The sequence below is a fragment of the Streptomyces chryseus genome, from assembly GCF_014650755.1.
Taxonomy (GTDB): domain Bacteria; phylum Actinomycetota; class Actinomycetes; order Streptomycetales; family Streptomycetaceae; genus Streptomyces; species Streptomyces chryseus.
The window spans coordinates 87,562-104,183 of record NZ_BMVO01000005.1; the positions used below are offsets into that span (position 1 = coordinate 87,562).

16 protein-coding genes are annotated in these 16,622 nt (G+C 73.4%); 7 read left to right on the forward strand and 9 right to left on the reverse strand.

Annotation, left to right across the window (positions count from 1 at the left end):
• Positions 1-6 precede the first annotated feature (6 nt).
• The 3 genes from IE185_RS11055 to IE185_RS11065 all read right to left on the reverse strand — a co-directional run bounded on the left by IE185_RS11055 (position 7) and on the right by IE185_RS11065 (position 3,072).
• Positions 7-1,338 carry an MbnB/TglH/ChrH family RiPP precursor modification enzyme gene (locus IE185_RS11055; protein ID WP_138896967.1) on the reverse strand — a complete coding sequence of 444 codons (1,332 nt, stop codon included), beginning with the start codon at positions 1,336-1,338 and terminating at the stop codon, positions 7-9.
• A gap of 90 nt (positions 1,339-1,428) precedes the next feature.
• A complete protein-coding gene (locus tag IE185_RS11060) occupies positions 1,429-2,214 on the reverse strand; it encodes a DUF4142 domain-containing protein (RefSeq protein ID WP_189715135.1) in 786 nt (261 codons plus the stop codon).
• A 135-nt stretch (positions 2,215-2,349) separates the two neighbouring features.
• Positions 2,350-3,072 carry a peptidyl-tRNA hydrolase gene (locus IE185_RS11065; protein WP_138896969.1) on the reverse strand — a complete coding sequence of 241 codons (723 nt, stop codon included), beginning with the start codon at positions 3,070-3,072 and terminating at the stop codon, positions 2,350-2,352.
• An 86-nt stretch (positions 3,073-3,158) separates the two neighbouring features.
• Between IE185_RS11065 and IE185_RS11070 the strand changes: the two genes are divergently transcribed.
• Genes IE185_RS11070 through IE185_RS11080 form a run of 3 tightly spaced genes read left to right on the forward strand, consistent with a single transcriptional unit; the run spans position 3,159 to position 4,625 of the window.
• Positions 3,159-3,836: an AIM24 family protein gene (locus tag IE185_RS11070; RefSeq protein ID WP_138896970.1), complete on the forward strand. Its 678-nt coding sequence runs from the start codon at positions 3,159-3,161 to the stop codon at positions 3,834-3,836.
• A 53-nt stretch (positions 3,837-3,889) separates the two neighbouring features.
• The gene (locus tag IE185_RS11075) at positions 3,890-4,027 is read left to right on the forward strand and encodes a hypothetical protein (RefSeq protein WP_167518874.1); all 138 of its coding nucleotides are present in this window, start codon (positions 3,890-3,892) and stop codon (positions 4,025-4,027) included.
• 43 nt (positions 4,028-4,070) lie between these two features.
• On the forward strand, positions 4,071-4,625 hold the full coding sequence (locus tag IE185_RS11080; RefSeq protein ID WP_308432746.1) for a GNAT family N-acetyltransferase: 555 nt from the start codon (positions 4,071-4,073) through the stop codon (positions 4,623-4,625).
• On the opposite strand, the gene IE185_RS11085 is transcribed toward IE185_RS11080, so the two are convergent.
• Genes IE185_RS11085 through IE185_RS11110 form a run of 6 tightly spaced genes read right to left on the reverse strand, consistent with a single transcriptional unit; the run spans position 4,586 to position 11,359 of the window.
• A complete protein-coding gene (locus tag IE185_RS11085; RefSeq protein WP_138896971.1) occupies positions 4,586-5,458 on the reverse strand; it encodes a polysaccharide deacetylase family protein in 873 nt (290 codons plus the stop codon). The two genes, IE185_RS11080 and IE185_RS11085, sit on opposite strands and share 40 nt — an antisense overlap.
• Before the next feature lie 39 nt (positions 5,459-5,497).
• Positions 5,498-6,919 (reverse strand): MATE family efflux transporter, encoded by a 1,422-nt coding sequence (locus tag IE185_RS11090; protein ID WP_138896972.1) that lies wholly within the window; start codon positions 6,917-6,919, stop codon positions 5,498-5,500.
• A gap of 5 nt (positions 6,920-6,924) precedes the next feature.
• Positions 6,925-7,953, reverse strand: coding sequence for a cysteine synthase family protein (locus tag IE185_RS11095; protein WP_138896973.1), 1,029 nt, complete (start codon positions 7,951-7,953; stop codon positions 6,925-6,927).
• A 12-nt stretch (positions 7,954-7,965) separates the two neighbouring features.
• Positions 7,966-9,336, reverse strand: a complete 1,371-nt coding sequence (locus IE185_RS11100) for an alanine racemase (RefSeq protein WP_189715075.1) — start codon at positions 9,334-9,336, stop codon at positions 7,966-7,968.
• Complete coding sequence (locus IE185_RS11105) at positions 9,327-10,331, reverse strand: ornithine cyclodeaminase family protein (RefSeq protein ID WP_138895317.1); 1,005 nt, start codon at positions 10,329-10,331, stop codon at positions 9,327-9,329. Before IE185_RS11105 ends, IE185_RS11100 begins: the two co-directional genes overlap by 10 nt.
• Before the next feature lie 32 nt (positions 10,332-10,363).
• The gene (locus IE185_RS11110; RefSeq protein WP_138895318.1) at positions 10,364-11,359 is read right to left on the reverse strand and encodes a TauD/TfdA family dioxygenase; all 996 of its coding nucleotides are present in this window, start codon (positions 11,357-11,359) and stop codon (positions 10,364-10,366) included.
• Positions 11,360-11,584: 225 nt separating this feature from the next.
• Between IE185_RS11110 and IE185_RS11115 the strand changes: the two genes are divergently transcribed.
• The 4 genes from IE185_RS11115 to IE185_RS11130 are packed head-to-tail and all read left to right on the forward strand — an operon-like array spanning position 11,585 to position 16,582.
• Positions 11,585-13,129: an ABC transporter substrate-binding protein gene (locus tag IE185_RS11115; RefSeq protein WP_138895319.1), complete on the forward strand. Its 1,545-nt coding sequence runs from the start codon at positions 11,585-11,587 to the stop codon at positions 13,127-13,129.
• Positions 13,114-14,145 carry an ABC transporter permease gene (locus IE185_RS11120; protein ID WP_138895320.1) on the forward strand — a complete coding sequence of 344 codons (1,032 nt, stop codon included), beginning with the start codon at positions 13,114-13,116 and terminating at the stop codon, positions 14,143-14,145. Before IE185_RS11115 ends, IE185_RS11120 begins: the two co-directional genes overlap by 16 nt.
• Complete coding sequence (locus IE185_RS11125; RefSeq protein ID WP_229843444.1) at positions 14,142-15,077, forward strand: ABC transporter permease; 936 nt, start codon at positions 14,142-14,144, stop codon at positions 15,075-15,077. The genes IE185_RS11120 and IE185_RS11125 overlap by 4 nt, the downstream gene beginning before the upstream one ends.
• Positions 15,078-15,082: 5 nt before the next feature.
• Entirely contained in the window at positions 15,083-16,582 is a 1,500-nt protein-coding gene (locus tag IE185_RS11130) for an ABC transporter ATP-binding protein (RefSeq protein WP_308432747.1), read from the forward strand.
• Positions 16,583-16,622: the final 40 nt, after the last annotated feature.

A 16,622-nucleotide genomic window follows, 5' to 3' on the forward strand; every position in this document is an offset into this window, starting at 1 on the left:
GGTGCGTCACTTCCGGACGAGTGCGGCACGCGCCGCACGGACGAATCGGGTCGTACGGCGGGGAGGGCGCGCAGCCGCGCGGTCCTGCCACCAGTGGGTCAGCCGCCTGCGGGCGGCCTCGTCCCCGGGATGACCGCCGACCAGCACGTGCTCGGCGAAGTCGAGGGCGTCGCGCCGGTAACCCGCCGTCATGGGGCGGGACTTCGCGTACGCCAGGAAGGCGCGGCGGTAGTCGGCCCCCAGGATGTCCGGCAGCTCGGGCGCGACCTTGGCCACGACGTCGGCCCGTTTCCCGGCGAGCGCACGGCTCTGGACGCGCAGCCGCGCTGAGTCGAAGCCTGCGGGGGCGGGCGTCCCGGCGACGAGCGCCGAGAGCAGCGCGGTCTGCGCGAGCGCGACGCGGGTACGGGCGTCGTTCCCCGGGCCCGCGCCCTCCCCGGACGGGCCCTTCGGCCCCGCTGCCGCGGCCGGCCGCGGGGCCCGGGCCGCACCGCGCGGTGCGGGGGGCGTGCGGTGCAGTGCGGCACGGATCTCGTCCAGCTCCGCGGCCAGCGTCTGCGGCGGCGGGAAGTCGTCGTCCCGCTCCAGCAGGACCCCCGGGGGGTCCGTGCGGGAGCGGAGGTCGGTCAGGATGTCGAGGACGGGCCGGGTCACGGGGTGGGCGTGGGTGTCGTGCCAGACGCCGTCCCTCTCGATGCCGCCGGCCACATGGACGTACGCGATCGCCTCCACCGGCAGCTCGTCGAGCGCCACCGAGGGGTCCTCGCCCCGGTTCACGTGGTTCGTGTGCAGGTTGGCCACGTCGATCAGGAGCCGGACGCCGGTCCGGGACACCAGCTCCGCCAGGAACTGGCCCTCCGTCATGTCCTCGTCCGGCCAGTTGATCAGCGCGGCGATGTTCTCCAGCGCCAGCGGCACCGGCAGCGAGTCCTGCGCGATGCGGACGTTCTCGCACAGCACGTCGAGCGCGTCCCAGGTGCGGGGCACCGGCAGCAGGTGCCCGGCCTCCAGGCGCGGACTCGCCGTGAGGGGGCCGCCCGCCCGTACGAACGCGATGTGCTCCGTGACCAGCGGGGAGCCCAGCGCCTCGGCCGTCGCCGCCAGGTCCGCGAGGCGCCCCGCGTCCGGGCGGTCCGCGCCGCCCAGTCCCAGCGAGACGCCGTGCGGGATCACCCGCGTGCCACGGGCGCGCAGCCGCAGGAGGGACTCGGGGAGGTGGCCGGGGCAGAGGTTCTCCGCCACCGCCTCCACCCAGTCGACACCGGGCAGCGCCTCCACCGCTTCGGCGATCTCCGGCCGCCAGCCGATCCCCGTACCGAGACGTGCGAGACGTTCCATGAGTCCCCCTCCTCTGCTTCGTGCAGGGGTGATGGCCCCGGCGCGCGCCGGTGAATCCAGAGGAGGGGACCTTCAGAGGTTGATTTGAGGTTACGGCGAGGGCTCCGGGCGGTTCGTGTTCACCGCCGGACTGCCGATCTCGCCCTCCGGCTGCGCGGACGGCTGCGAGGTGAAGGTCTGGTCACCGGTGGGCACGACGGCCGGCGGGGAAGGCACCGTCACCGAGTTGTCGGGCGGCGGCGGCCCCGAGGGGCTCGCGGTCGCGTTGCCCGCCGCCTCGTTCGCCATGGCGTCGAAATCGACCAGGCCGGTGGACTCCAGCATGGTGATGTGGTCGAGCACGGTCTGGTTCGCGTCGCTGGCGAGCTGCCGTATCAGGGTGTTGCGGGTGGTGTGGCGCACCTGCGCGACGAGCGCGAAGACCTTGCCGTGCGCGTTGCGCAGCAGGTTGGCGAACTTCCGCTCGTACTCCGGACCGCTCGCCGCCGACAGCTCCCGCAGCCAGCCCTGCTGCTGCTCGTTGGGCTGGTTGGGCAGTGGCACGTTGAGCTGAGCGGCCACCTTGCGGGCCCGCTTGTCGAGGTCGGTGTGGCCGACGACCAGGTGGTCGCCGGTCTCCTTGATCGCCTCGCTGGGGGCGCGTTCGAGCGCCTGCTGGCCGGCGGGAAGCTCCCACAGGCCGGCCAGCCGCACCTTGACCAGGAAGTCCCGGTCCGTGGCGGAGAGCGGGCCCCACTGGGTGGCGACCGTTGCGGCGTTCAGATTGGCCTGGCCGGTGCCGGAGCGGTCCGCGTAGGACCACACGGGGAAGGCGAGCGCGCCGATAGTGGCGACAAGTGCCGCGATGATGAGTGCTGTTCCGTTGATGCGTCGCAACAAGATGTCTCCCGAGCCGATGCGTTACACCGTCGAACCAACCGCCTGGCGAGCGGCCGGACAACCTACTTGCAAGTATTGAGAGGTACGTGTGACGCAGCCGACGCGTTCAGCGGCGCGCGGAGCGAATCCGGTTCAGCGGCGCAGCGCCGGGTGGTCCGCGACCACCGTGCACGAGCCGGGTGCGATCTCGGTGAATCCGGCGTCCCGCACTATCGGCAGTCCGCTCGCGGTGAGCTCCCGCCACCGACCGGCCCCGGCGGTACGGACCGAGAGCGGGAATCCGGCGGCCTGCCACGCCTTGCGCTCCCCCTCCGGCAGGTCCCACCAGGCGAGGTGGGCCCCGTGGCCGGCCTGCGCCATCGCCTTGCCGGCCGACATGCCGAGATCCGGACTCAGCCACAGCACCGGGCCGTCGGCGGGGGCCGGGGCGGGCGGCCGCGGATCGTCCAGGTCCGTGCCCGAGACCTGGAGCTTGGCCAGCTCCTTGGGCCAGCCGTCCAGCGGCACCGGCGGGAACACCCGTACCTCGGCGGCCTCTCCGGTCACCGTGATGCCGGGCAGCGCCGACGCCTTGCGCCACTCGCCGCCGCGCCCCCGCCGCACCACCTTGCGGATCCGGGCGTCCTGCCACAGGCGCATCACCTCGGCCCACTCGCCGTCGCCCAGCGACCGCTCGTCCGCGAGCATCACCAGGACCGCGCGGGCCGCGGTCTCCAGGGCGTCCGTACGGGCGGGCGGATCGTCCTTCTCGATGCGGACGACGAGGGGCAGCACGAACTGCGGGGCCTCGTCGCGCGCCGTCCGCTCGTGCCGGAAGGGACTGCCGGGGCTGTCGGGGATGTCGTTGTCGCTCACCCGGCCCAGTCTGCCAGCCGGGCCACCGCTCACCTCCTCCCCGGGCAGCTTGGCGGAACCGATGGCTCCGGGCGAGGATGCTCCGCATGAAGAGCGATCTTTTTGCCTCAGAGAACATGGCGCAGCAGGCCACTGTGCCCGGAATGACCCTCCAGAACGCCAAGTCGGTGAAGTACGCGGTCAATGGCGAGATGCACGCGCGCCAGGGCTCGATGATCGCCTTCCGCGGCAACCTGCAGTTCGAGCGCAAGGGGCAGGGCATCGGCGGCATGCTCAAGCGCGCCGTGACCGGCGAGGGCCTGGCGCTGATGGCCGTGCGCGGTCAGGGCGAGGCATGGTTCGCGCACGAGGCGCAGAACGTCTTCATCGTCGACATAGAGCAGGGGGACGCGCTCACCGTCAACGGCCGCAACGTGCTGTGCTTCGACGCGACCCTCTCGTACGAGATCAAGACGGTGAAGGGCGCCGGTATGACCGGCGGCGGCCTCTTCAACAGCCTGTTCACCGGATACGGCAAGCTCGCCGTGATCTGCGAGGGCAACCCGATCGTGATCCCCGTGACGCAGCAGCAGCCGGTGTACGTCGACACCGACGCGGTGGTGGGCTGGAGCGCCCAGCTCAACACGTCGCTGCACCGCTCCCAGTCGGTCGGTTCCATGATCCGGGGCGGCTCGGGCGAGGCGGTGCAGCTGATGCTCCAGGGCGACGGCTTCGTCATCGTGCGGCCGAGCGAGCTGAAGCCCGAGAAGGCGGCGAGCAGCTGATCCGCCCGGTCCGTGCCCCTCGGGTCCGGGAGGGCCCGCGTAGGCTCGTACGCATGGACGAGACGAGCCCGCCGTACGCCGAGTGCGTGCTGTGCCGCAAGCCGACCGAGCACCCGGAGTCGGTCAAGGGCGCCGTGTACTGCCCCGTCTGCGAGTGGCAGGAGGCGCAGCGCACGGCCTGCTCCGGATGAAATCCGGTGGACAGCCCGCCGGGCGCTCGGGATCATCCGCACGGTGACGACACGAGACGAGCGGCAGCCGATCACTTGCGTGGAGCTGGACGGGGCGGTCATGGCCGCCCTGCTGGACGGTGACCGGGCGGGGGCGAGCGCGAGAGCCGGGGTCGCCCTGACCGACTTCTTCCTGACCGACAGCGCGCTGTGGCTGTGGCGCTACCGCCTCGGCCAGATCGCCGACGACCCGGCGGGCGCGCGCTGGTGCCACCGGATCGCGGTGTGCGCGCCCGGCGGCGCGGTCGTCGGGCACGGCGGGTTCCACGGCCCGCCCGACGACCGGGGCATGGTCGAGCTCGGTTACGCCGTCGACCCCGCCTTCCGCCGACGGGGCTACGCGCGGGCCACCCTCGTCGAGCTGCTGCGCCGGGCCGCCGCCGAGCCCGCCGTGAGCACCGTCCGGGCGTCGGTCCGGCCCGACAACGCGGCGTCCCTGGCCACGATCGCCGGCTTCGGCTTCACCGAGGTCGGCGAACTGTGGGACGAAGTGGACGGCATGGAGACGCTGTACGAGACTCAGCTCTTCAGAAGCTCCGAGACCTTCACGAAGCGGTAGCCGCGCTCGCGCAGTTCGGGCACGATCCGCCGGACCGCCTGCTCGGTCACCGGCGCCGCGCTGCGCGTGCAGTGCATGACCACCAGCGACCCCGGCCGCACCCCGGCCAGTACCTGGTCGGCCACCGCGTCCCCGTCGCGCGCGAAGGCGTCCCCGCTCACCACGTCCCACTGGACCGCCGTCACCTTGGCCGGGGCCAGTGCGCGCAGGGCCTCGTCGTCGTAACAGCCGCCGGGGAAGCGGAAGTACGGCACGACGTTGCGCGCCCCGGCCTTGCGGAACGCCGTGAAGGCGCGCTCCACGTCGGTGCGCATGGCCTGCCGGTCGACGGCCGGCAGGCCGTAGCAGGGGGACGTGAAGGCGTGGTGGCTGTACGAGTGGTTGGCGATCTCGAAGAGCGGGTCACGGCCGATGGAGCGGGCCTGGTCCGGGTACTCCTCGGCCCAGCGGCCCGTCATGAAGACCGTCGCCGGGACCTTCAGCCTGCGCAGCGACGCGATCAGGGCGGGGTTGTCGAAGCGCTCGCCGCGCGCTGCGCGCGGGCCCTGGTCCGCCGTCATGTCGGCGTCGAAGGTCAGTGCGACGGTCTTGGCGCGGGTGGCGGGGGCGCGTTCGAAGACCGGGGTGAGCCCGCCGGGGCCCGCCGCGAGGGTGGGTGCGGCGGCGGGCTGCCCGGCAGCGGAAGCGGAGGCGGAGGCCGAGGCGGAGACGGAGGCCGACGCCGGCGGTGGGGCGGCGAGCGAACCCCGTGGTTCGCCACCGCCGCTGCCGCACCCTGCGAGAGCCGCGCCGAACACCGCCACTGTCGTCAATCTTCGTACGAAAGTGGTCACTGACGGAAACTATATGATCATTCGCCAAGCTTCCGGCTGCTACGCGGGCGCTACTGCCGAACGGGTGTCGGAGCGAGCGGCGAGCGAGCTGGAGTACCGGCGCAGGAGCAGTACGGCGGTGGTGGCCAGCCCCGTGAGCAGCCCGAGCCAGATCCCGAGCGTGTCGAGCCCCAGCGGCCGGGCGAGCAGCCAGGCCGCCGGGAGCCCGACCGCCCAGTAGCCGATCAGGGTGATGCGAAAGCCGCTCTTCGTGTCGTCGAGGCCGCGCAGCAGTCCGACCCCGATGTTCTGCGCGCAGTCGAAGAACTGGAGGAAGGCGGTGACGACGAGCAGTTGCGTGGCGATCGTGAGCGCCTGGTCGGAGCCCGAGTCCAGGAAGGGGCGCAGGACGAGTCCGGGTACGCTCAGATAGGCGACGCCGACCACCGCCATGACGGCCGCCGCGCAGGCCAGGGCGGTGTTCCTGATACGGCGCGCGTCCTCCGTACGGCCGAGGGCGAGTTCCCGGCTGACGTTGATCGACGCGGCGTGCGAGAGCCCGACGGCCACCTGGAAGACGATGTAGACGAGCTGGTTGACGGCGGTGTGCGCGGCGAGGGCGGCGGGCCCGAAGGCTCCCGCCATCAGCGCGGTGACGGAGAAGAACCCGGCTTCCGAGCCGTACGTCGCCGCGATCGGCACCCCGAGGCCGACGAGCCGCTTGACGGTGGCCGGATCCGCCTTGGCCGCGTTGAGTGTGAGCAGGGGCGACAGCTCGCTGTCCCGCTTCGCCGACCCGTACAGGGCGACGAAGGACAGCAGGTGGACGGTGGAGGTGGCGACGCCGATGCCGGTGAGGCCGAGCTGGGGCAGGCCCCAGGTGCCGTGGATGAGCACCCAGTTCAGGCCCGCGTTGACGGCGATGGACGCGAGGGTGATGCGCAGCAGCGCCTGCGGCCGCCGCATGCCGACCGTGAACTGTCGCACGGCCTGGAACCACAGGCACGGCAGCAGACCGGGCGCCAGGGCCAGCAGCATGGTCTGGGTCAGCTCGACGACGGCGGCGTCCTGGCCGAGTGTGACGAGCACCTGCCCGATCAGGATCATCAGGACGGCGCCGGCGACGCCCGCGAGCGTCGCCACGGCCATGCTCGCGCGCACGACGGCCCGCACGTCCTCGCGCCGCCCCTCCACCGCGGCGTCCGGCACGCCCCCGGCCCCGGCGTCCGCCGCCGCCTGTTCGGCGCGGGCCGCCGCCGCGGCGATCTGGTTGCCGACGGAGGTCACGAGCCCGACGCCCATGGTGCGCAGCTGGTTGAAGATGACGAGGGCCAGACCGCCCGCCGCCAGTTCCCGCGTGCCGAGCAGGCCCATCATCACCGTGTCGGTGGTGGTCAGCGCGACCTGCGCGAGCTGGGTGAGGACGAGCGGGACGGCGAGGGCGGCGAGCGCGCGGCTGTCGCGCAGCAAAGTGGTGAGCATCAGGGTTATCGGTTCCCGCGGAGTTTGGTGAGGAGTTCGTCGATCTCGCGCTCGGCCGCCGGGTCGAGCAGGCCCCGCTCCCGCATCCACGCGTCGTCGTAGACGCTGTCCATGTACTTCTCCCCGCCGTCGTTGACGAGCGCGACCATAGTCGTGCCGGGCGGCAGGCCGGGCAGCCGGGTCAGGGCCTCGTGCACGACGCCGCCGGCCGAGCCGCCGATCAGCAGGCCCGTACGGGCGACGGCACGGCAGGCGGCGAACGCCTCGACATCGCCGACCTTCACGCCCTCGTCGATCAGGTCGAAGTCGACCAGCGCGCCGATCTCCGCCCCTTCGGGGGTCCCGGTGCCCGACTGGTAGTAGTCGTGGGCGGGGCCGCCGAACGCGATCGACCCCTTCGGCTCGACGCCGACGGTGGTGAAGCCGGGTATGAGCCCGCGCAGCTCCCGTGCGGTGCCGCACAGGGCGCCGCCGGTGCCGACCGCGCCGATCAGGACGTCGAGCCGGCCGTCGAGCGCCTCGTGGAGCTCGTGGGCGACGGGGTGGTAGCCGACGCCGTTGCTGGGGTTGTTGTGCTGTTCGGTGAAGAGGGTGTTGTCCTTGCCCCGGGCCAGCTCCTCGGCGAGCTCCTCGCGCGCCGCCGTCGCCAGCTCCCCGGCGCCGTCCTCGTCGACGTACACGAGCTCCGTGCCCAGCGCCTTCATCGCGCGCAGTTTGTCGGCGCAGGCGTGGCTGTCGACGACGGCCGTGAAGGTGTAGCCGCGTTCGGCGGCGACGACGGCGAGCCCGAGGCCGGTGTTGCCGGAGGTCGACTCGACGATCCGGCCGCCGGGCCGCAGTTCACCGCGCCGCTCGGCGTCGAGGACCATCTGCCGCGCCATCCGGATCTTCGCCGTACCGGTGGGATTGAACATCTCCAGTTTCAGCAGCAGTCGGCTGCCGGTCTCGGTGGCGGCCAGTTCCAGCAGGGGGGTGCGGCCGATCAGGTCGGACACGCGGGAGACCACGGCGGGACGCTGAAGTGCTCCGGACATCGAAAGCTCCTGTCAGGTGAAGTGTCGGTCCAGCCGCCAGCGCGGGCGCGGGCGTTCGGTGCGGTCGACGACGACCTTCGGCGGGAGGGCCAGATCGTGGAAGGGCGACTCGTTGGAGTCCATCTGGTAGCCGGCCGTGTTGGGGTAGACCAGCAGGTCACCGATGCCGGGACGGCGACGGAAGGGGATCTTCCGCCAGCTGACCATGTCCGATTCCAGGCAGGTCGCGGCTCCGACGCAGGCGGGCCACGTGCCGGCGGGCGCGTCCGCGGCGTACGAGAGCAGGTACGGGTCGGGCAGGTACTCGCTGTTGAACCACTGCTCCGACAGGCTCAGGCTGCTGCCGTCGACGGTCAGCAGCCGGTAGCCGTCCCGTTCCTTGACCCCCTGCACCCGGAACACCGTCGCGCCCGCGCGGTCCAGCAGCGCGCGCCCGGGCTCCGTCAGCAGCGCGACCCCCGCCTCTTTCAGCAGCCCCGCGAAGCTCCCGTCGTGCCCTTCGGGGCGGGCGGCCAGCAGGGCGCGCAGCGCGTCGGCTCCGGCCGCCGGGGCGAAGTACGGGTAGAAGTCTCCGCTGCCGAAGGACTTGCCCGCGTGGTAGTGACCGCTGTTCTGCTCACTGAGGAAGGTGTGCCAGCTGTCCGCGTCGGTGTAACTCACCGGCAGGCCGCCGCCGATGCTGATCCGCCCGGCCTCCAGGCCCTGGACGCGCGCCTTGAGGCACAGGCCGACGAGGTGCGCGGCGAGGTCGGCGCGCGGCTGGATCGCGTACCCGGACAGATGGAAGCTGAAGCCCTCCATGCGTACGGCGTCGCCCGCCCGCAGGCACCGGTCGGTCGCCGCGGCCAGCTCCGCTTCGTTCATGCCGAAGCGGCTGTGCGGCTGGTCCGGCGGCAGGCAGCGCAGCAGCAGCCTGGCCGGGCGCCGGGCGCCGCTCGGTACGGTGGCGACGAGCGCGTCGAGTTCGTCGAGCGCGTCGACGGCGACCAGCGCGCCGTGCCGCACCGCCAGGCCCAGCAGGCCCGGGTCCTTCGCCGGGCCCGTGACGACGAGGTCCTCCCCGCGTACGCCGTGGCCCAGCGCCTCGCGCAGCTCTCCCGCCGAGGCGACGTCGACGCCCGCGCCGGTGAGCGCGCAGCGCTCGATCCACAGCGCGGCCTTGTTGGCCTTCTTCGCGAAGTAGACGGTCCCGTCCACGCCCGTCTCGTCGAACGCCGCCCGCAGCGCCCGCAGATTGGCGTCGAACGCGTCGGGCAGCAGAAAGTGGAACGGCCCTGAGAAGGCGTACGAGAGTTCCTCCAGGAGACCGCTGCCGAGCACCGCCGCCGTGGCCGGATCGGGCAGGGCGGGCAGCGTGGGCCAGTCGGTGGTGCTCACTGCCACAGCGGCACCTCGGTGCCCAGCCCCTGGGCGATGGCGAGCTGCGCGAAGCGGTGGCCGAGGGCGATGTCGGTGACGACGAGACCGCTGTTGTACGCGAAGATCCGCTCGCCGGGGGACCGGCGCCCGACGGCGGCGCCCGCGACGACCGGCGGGAACTCCGCGTCCACCGGCGGGAGTTTGCCGTCGTCGTCGGCCATGTCCGTACCGGTGACGTTCATCTGCGCCTCGCTCGTCGCGATCACCCGGTCGGCCCGGTGCAGCGTCGACGGGGCGAGGCCGTGCCCGACGAGCACGGACAGCGCGCCGGGCCGCAGCCACTCGGCCTCGACCGCCACCGGCGTGTGCGGGCCTGCGGTGGCGACGACGACGTCCGCCTCGGCGGCGGCGGAGCGCACGTCGGTGACGACCTCCACGTCACGGTCCGGGAAGTGGGCGCGCAATCGCTCGCGTACGGCGGCGATGCCCTCGGGGTGGGTGCCGGACAGCATCAGCCGGTCCAGGTCCGGGAGCGTGGTGAGCAGGAACGGCAGGGCGAGGCGCCCCTGGGTGCCCGTACCGATGACGAGGGCGCTGCGGGCGCCGGGAGCGGCGAGTTCGCGTGCCAGCAGGGCGGAGACGGCCGGGGTGCGCAGCGAGCCGATGCGGGAGCAGTCCATCATCGCCAGCGGGAGGCCGGTGACGTCGTCGTACAGGGTGAGCGCCGTGTAGTAGTGCTGCGCGTCGCGGTCCTTGTCGAGGCCGTGCTTGTACGAGGTCTTGATGGCGACGACGTCGCGCGAGCCGTCCCGGCCGAGCATCGCGTACGACACCGAGTGCCCGTCGCGCGGCTTGACGGTGAGCTTGCGCGGATTGTCGGACTCCCCGGCGTGCAGGGTGCGATAGGCGCCCTGCACCGTGTCGACGACGTCGGCCAGGGATATGTCGATCCCGGCGAGGTCGCTGGTGGACAGGATCCGCAGGTGCTTGTCGTCGGGGACGGTCGGTATGCCGGTCATGGTGGTGGTCCCTCGGGTCCGTGGGCGGGTGTTCAGGCGGCGGGCGCTTCGACGGCGGCCTGTCCGTAGCCGTGCTCGCGGGCCTCGGCCGGCGGGCGCGTGCGGCGGCCCGGGACGCGGACGGAGGCGCGCTTGAGCCACCGGTCGGCGCCGTCGTAGCGGGGCACGAACGGCACGCGGCCGTGCACGACCAGGTCGTTGTCGACGACCAGGACCTCGCCCGGCGCGAGGCTGACGGCGACCGAGACGCGGGCCAGCTCCTCCTCCAGCCGGCCGTACGCCGCCCGGTACTCGGCGTCGGCGTTCTCCAGCGGCGTGTACGCCGGGTCGAAGCGCAGCGTCATCCCCTCGTCGCAGGCGTAGAGGGCCGGTACGGGCGGGGGCGCCTCGGCGGCGTAGCCCTGGGCGTCGGTGTAGGCGTCGTCGGGGAGGATCGGCAGCGCGGGCCGGGTCAGGACGTCGACGTCCGCGTCGGACAGGCGGATCCTGCGGACGCTCGCGGCGGTGGTGGCGATGCGGTCGTGGTTGCGCATGCAGCCGAGCATCAGCAGGTGGGCGCGGCCGGGATGGAAGGCGTCCTCGGTGTGCGGGCTGAGGAGCACCGTGCTGCTGGCGCCGGTCTGCTCGGTCTCGTGGCCGGGGGAGGGCACGATGTTGTGGACGAACCGGCCCTCCTGCTGGCCCTCCCAGGCGAGGGGGCGGCCCATCACGGCGGCGAGCAGCAGCAGTTCGATGTCGTGCAGGGCGCCGCTGCCGTCGGCGCTCGACCAGTCGGCGGGGGTGGGGCCGATCGCCGCGTCGTCGACTTCGAGACCGCGCAGGACGAACAGGCCGTCGGCGGTGTCGACGGGGCGGCAGTGGTGGCGCAGGGTGTCGCTGAACGCGGCGGCCTGCTGGGCCACCAGCCGCAGCAGGGGGCCGGAGGTGGCGGAGGTGCCGCATTCGGCGAGGACTTTCGCCGCGGCCCGGTGGAGTTCGCCCACCGAGTGGGCGTCGAGCTGGCGGACAGGTGCGGCTGCCGTGCTCATGACGAAGTCGTCCGTTTCCGTGGGAGTCAGGGACGGCCCGAACGTAGCACTTAAGTAAGGTAAGGCAAACCTTACTTTCGGTCATGGCTCAATCTGATCGAGTTTGCAAGTCCCGTGACCAACAAGGCAGTTGAGCGGGTGGGTGGGGTTGCGGCGGCATGGCTCATTAGGGTAGGCAAGCCTAAGAGCATTTCATGTCTGAGTGGATCGAGGACGTACGTGGAAATGAACAGGCGCCAAGTGCTGTTGGCCGGGGGAGCGACAGTCACGACGGCACTCCTCGCCGCCTGCTCGGGGACCGGCGGTACGTCCACCGATTCCGCCGGAGCGGACGCCAAGCCCAGAAAGGGCGGCACGCTCAGGGTCGGCGCCCTCGGCCGGGCCGGGGCCATCACCCGCGACCCGCACGGCACCCAGGCCAACGAGAGCGACTACCTCGTCATCTCGCTCGTCCACGACACGCTGACGGCCCCCGGCGCCAAGGACAACACCGCCCCGCGCCTGGCCACCGGCTGGAAGGCGTCGGACGACCTGAAGACCTGGCGCTTCACGCTCGCCGAGGGCGCCACCTTCCACGACGGCACCCCGGTCACCGCCGAGGACGTCGTCTGGTCGCTGCGCCGGCTGCGCGCCACCCCGTCCGGCCCCTCCCGGCTGCCCGGCATCAAGGCCGCCGGCATCAAGGCCGAGGGCGACCGCACCGTCGTCCTGGTCTCCGACTACGCCAACGCCGAACTGCCCCTGCTCCTGCGCCTGACCACCTTCGTCCTCCCCAAGGGCACGAAGGACAAGGACATCGCGAAGGCCCCGGGCACCGGCCCGTTCAAGCTGGACTGGTTCCGCTCCGGCAACGCCCGGCTCGTGCGCAACGGCGACTGGCACGGCGGCGAAGTCCTCCTCGACGCCGTCGAGGTCAAGATCTTCGAGTCCCCGCAGGCCATGTCCAACGCCCTGCTCGCCGGGCAGATCGACGTCGCCTCCAACGTCGGCGCGGTCGCCGCCCGTACGGCCGAGAAGCGCGAGGACATCCAGATCGTGCGCCGCCCCGACGACATGGCGATGCCCATCGTCATGCGCACGGAGTCCGGCCCCTTCGCCGACCCCAAGGTGCGCGAGGCGCTGAAGCTGGCCGTGGACCGCGAAGCCATGGTCGAGCAGGTGCTGTCCGGCTACGGCAAGGTCGGCAACGACATCCTCGGCACCGGCGACCCCGCCTACGCGAAGGACATCCCGCAGCGCGAGCGCGATCTGGCCAGGGCCAGGAAGCTGCTGAAGGAGGCCGGCTTCGACACCTCCACGACGTACAAGCTGCTGACCACCGAGGACATCTCCGGCCTCGCCGAGTCCGCCACGCTCTTCGCCACCCAGGTCCGCGAGGCCGGAGTACGGATCGAGGTCGTCAAGCAGGAGTCCGCCACCTTCTGGGACAAGACCTGGCTCAAGGGCGACCTCTACACGACGTACTGGGGCACCAACGACTCCGTCGTCTTCCTCGCCAGCAAGACGATGGTCTCCGACTCCGCCCAGAACGAGGCCGCCTGGGACAACGCCGAGTTCGACGCGGCGTACCGGAAGGTCACCGCCACCAAGGACGCCGCCGCGCGGGCCGAGGCGCTGGGCGACCTCCAGCGGATCGAGCACGACGCCTCCGGATACCTGCTGTGGGGCGTGGCCGACGGCATCGACCTCGCCGCGGCCCCGGTGCGCGGCCTGCCGACCCTGCCCGGCTACGGACGCGTACAGCTCGAGCGGGCATGGCTGGCCCGTTGAGCGGTACGGCGACGCGGCGGCCCGCGGCCGGCCCGGAGGCGAAACCGCCCCGGCCTGCCCGGGCCGTGCCGGCCGGGGCGCGGCGGCTGGGCGGGCTGCTGGCGCTGCTCGCCCGCCGGGCGCTGCTGCTCGCCGTACTGCTCGCCGCCGTCTTCGCCGCCGTCGAACTGCTGCCGGGCGACGCCGCCAACGCGACGTCCGAGCGCGGGGAGAGCGCGGCCGACCTGGCGCGGCGGCGCGAACTGCTGGGCCTGGACCGCCCGGTCGCCGGCCGGTTCGCCGACTGGATGACCGGTCTGCCCTCCGGCGACCTCGGCACGTCCGCCCGCGGCGAGTCCGTCGCGGACCTGCTCTCCCGGCCGTTCCCCAACACCCTGCTCCTCGGCGGACTCGCCCTGCTCGTCACCCTCGCCGTCTCGGTCGCCCTGGGCTGCTGGGCGGCCCTGAAGCCGGGCGGCGGCGTGGACCGGGCGGTCTCCGCGACGGCCACCGGCGTCCTCGCGCTCCCCGAGTTCGTCGTCGCGGTGGCGCTCGTCCTGGTCTTCGCCCTGTGGACCGGCTGGCTGCCCGCCGTCACCCTCACCGACGCCGACGGATCGCCCGCCTCCTGGCAGATGCTCGTCCTGCCGGTACTGGCCCTGGCGATCCCGCAGATCGGCTGGAACACCCGCATCGTGCGCGCCGCCCTGGCCGACGAGGCCAAGGCCCCGCACGTGGAGACCGCCGTCATCGACGGACTGCCCCGCCACCGCGTCTTCACCCACCACCTGCTGCCCGGCGCCCTGCCCACCATCGCCGCCGGCATCGCCACCTCGACCGGCATGCTCTTGGGCGGCGCCGTCGTGGTGGAGACCATCTTCAACTACCCCGGCATCGGCTCGGTGCTGGCCGGCGCGGTCACCGACCGGGACAGCCCCGTCATCGCCGGGGTCGTCGCCGTCACGGGAGCCGTCATCACCGGGGTACTGCTGCTCGCCGATCTCGTACGCGCCCGGGCGTCCGGAGGCCGCACATGACCGCCCACGAACCACCGGCCACGACCGGCCGCACCCCCTCGGGAGAGGGGGCTCACGACGCTGCCAGCGGCCGCCCGGCGCCCGAAGCGGCGCCCGTGCGCCTCGCGGCGTCCGCCCGGTGGCGGCCCCGCGAGGGGGTCGTCCCGCGCGTCCTGCCCGCGCTGCTGCTCGTCGCCCTCGCCGCCGTCGGGCCGTGGCTCGCCCCGCACGCCATCGACGCCCCGGTGACCGCTCCGTACGCCGAACCGGGCGGCGGGGCCCCGCTGGGCGGCGACCAGCTCGGCCGCGACGTGCTCAGCCGCCTCCTCGCGGGCGGGCGTGAACTCATCGCGACCTCGCTCCTCGTCGCCGTACTCGTCACCGCCGCCGCCGCGCTGCTCGGCACGGTCGGCGCCCTGCGCCCGGCCGTCGGCCGCGTGGTCGAACGCGCCGCCGACGTCCTCATGCTGCTGCCCGCCGTGCTCGGCATCCTCCTCATCGCGCTGTCCTGGCCCGGCGGCGGCCGGTACGCGGTGATCGCCGCGGCCGTGGTCATGGGCGTGCCGTACGCGGTACGGCTGGTGTCCGGCGCGGCGGCCCCCGTCGCCGCCTCCGGCTACGTCGAGGCCGCCGCCGTCGGCGGCGAACGGCTGTGGCATCTCGTCGTACGCGAAGTCCTGCCCAACCTGCGCGCCACCCTGCTCGCGCTCTTCGGACTGCGCTTCGTCGCCGCCGTCTACATCGTCGCCACCGCGGGATTCCTCCAGGTCGGCCCCCAGCCGCCCGCCGCCGACTGGGCGCTGATGATCCGTGAGAACGCCGGCGGGATCGTCCTCAACCCCTGGGCGGTCCTGGCCCCCAGCATCGCCATCGGCCTCCTCGCCATGAGCGTCAACCTCGCGGCCTCGGCGCTCGTTCCGCAGCCCGGCAGGAAAGCGGTGACCGCACTGTGAACCACATGCCCCAGTGGTACCCCGAGGGGCAGGTCCCCGGCTCCGGGCAGGCGGTGCGGGTGACCGGCCTGACCGTCGCCGCACCGGACGGCCGTCTGCTCCTGGACGGCGGCAGCCTGGAGATACGCCCCGGCCGCGTCACCGCCCTCACCGGCCCGTCCGGCTGCGGCAAGACGACGCTGCTGCGGGCCGTGGCCGGCGTACTGCCACCGGGCGCGCGGCGCACCGGCGGCCGGGTGGAGCTCCTCGGGCAGGACGTCCTGTCCCTCGCCCCGGCCCCGCTGCGCGCCCTGCGCCGCCACCGCGTCGCCTACCTCGGCCAGGACCCCGGCTCCGGCCTCAACCCGCGCATGAAGGTGCGCCGGCTGCTCGCCGAAGTCGCCGTCGACCGGAGCCCCGACGCGGTGCGCGCACTGCTCGCCGAAGTACAACTGCCCACGGACGACGGGTTCATGGGGCGCCGGGCCACGGAGCTCTCCGGAGGTCAGCAGCGCCGCGTCGCCCTGGCCAGGGCGCTGGCCAGGCGGCCCGCCGTACTGCTCCTCGACGAGCCGACCGCCGGACTCGACCCGCGACTGCGCGACGAGATCGCCGAACTGCTGCGGCACCTGGCCGCCCACCACCGGCTGGCCGTCGCCCTGTCGTGCCACGACACGGACCTGGTGGCCCGGCTGGCGGACGACGTCACCGACCTGTCCCGGGCCCCGGCCGCGCCACCGGCCGCCGCGCTCCTGGCCGCCCCCCGCGCGGCCGGGCCCCGCGAGCTGCCCGTAGGCGAACCGAGGCTTACGGTGTCCGGCCTGCACGCGGCGTTCGCGCGGCGCGGGCGCGCCGTCCCGGTCCTCCACGACATCGGCCTCACCGTCGCCGCCGGAGCCAGTACCGGCATCGTCGGCGCCTCCGGATCGGGCAAGACCACCCTCGTGCGCGCCGTCGTCGGTCTCCACCGCCCCACCGGCGGCGCGGTCACCCTCGACGGCGTACGCCTGGCCCCCGCCGCCCACGGCCGCACCCGTGAGCAGCGCCGCCGCCTCCAGCTCGTCCCGCAGGACCCGCTGGGCACGCTCAACCCCAGCCGCACCGTGGGCGAGACGCTCGGCCGCCCGCTGCGCCTGCACCGGCGCGCCGGCCGCCGCGAGGCCCCCGCGCGCGTCCTGGAACTCCTGGAACAGGTCGGCCTGCCCGCCGGCTTCGCGGACCGCTACCCGCACGAACTCTCCGGCGGCCAGCGCCAGCGCGCGTCCATCGCCCGCGCGCTGGCGGCCGACCCCGACGTGCTGGTCTGCGACGAGGTGACCTCGGCGCTCGACGACCGGACCGCCGACGCGGTCATGGACCTGCTCGAAGACCTGCGGGAGAGCCGCGGTCTGTCCCTGGTCCTCATCAGCCACGACCTGCGCCTGGTCGCGAGCCGCACCGAGAACCTGCTCGTCCTGTCCGCGGGCCGGGTCGTCGATTCCGGCTCCACCCGGCAGATCCTGGGACCGGGGGCGGTCGCCCGGTAGCCCGCGCCGGCACAGGGAGCGGGCCCGTGCGGCCCGCCCC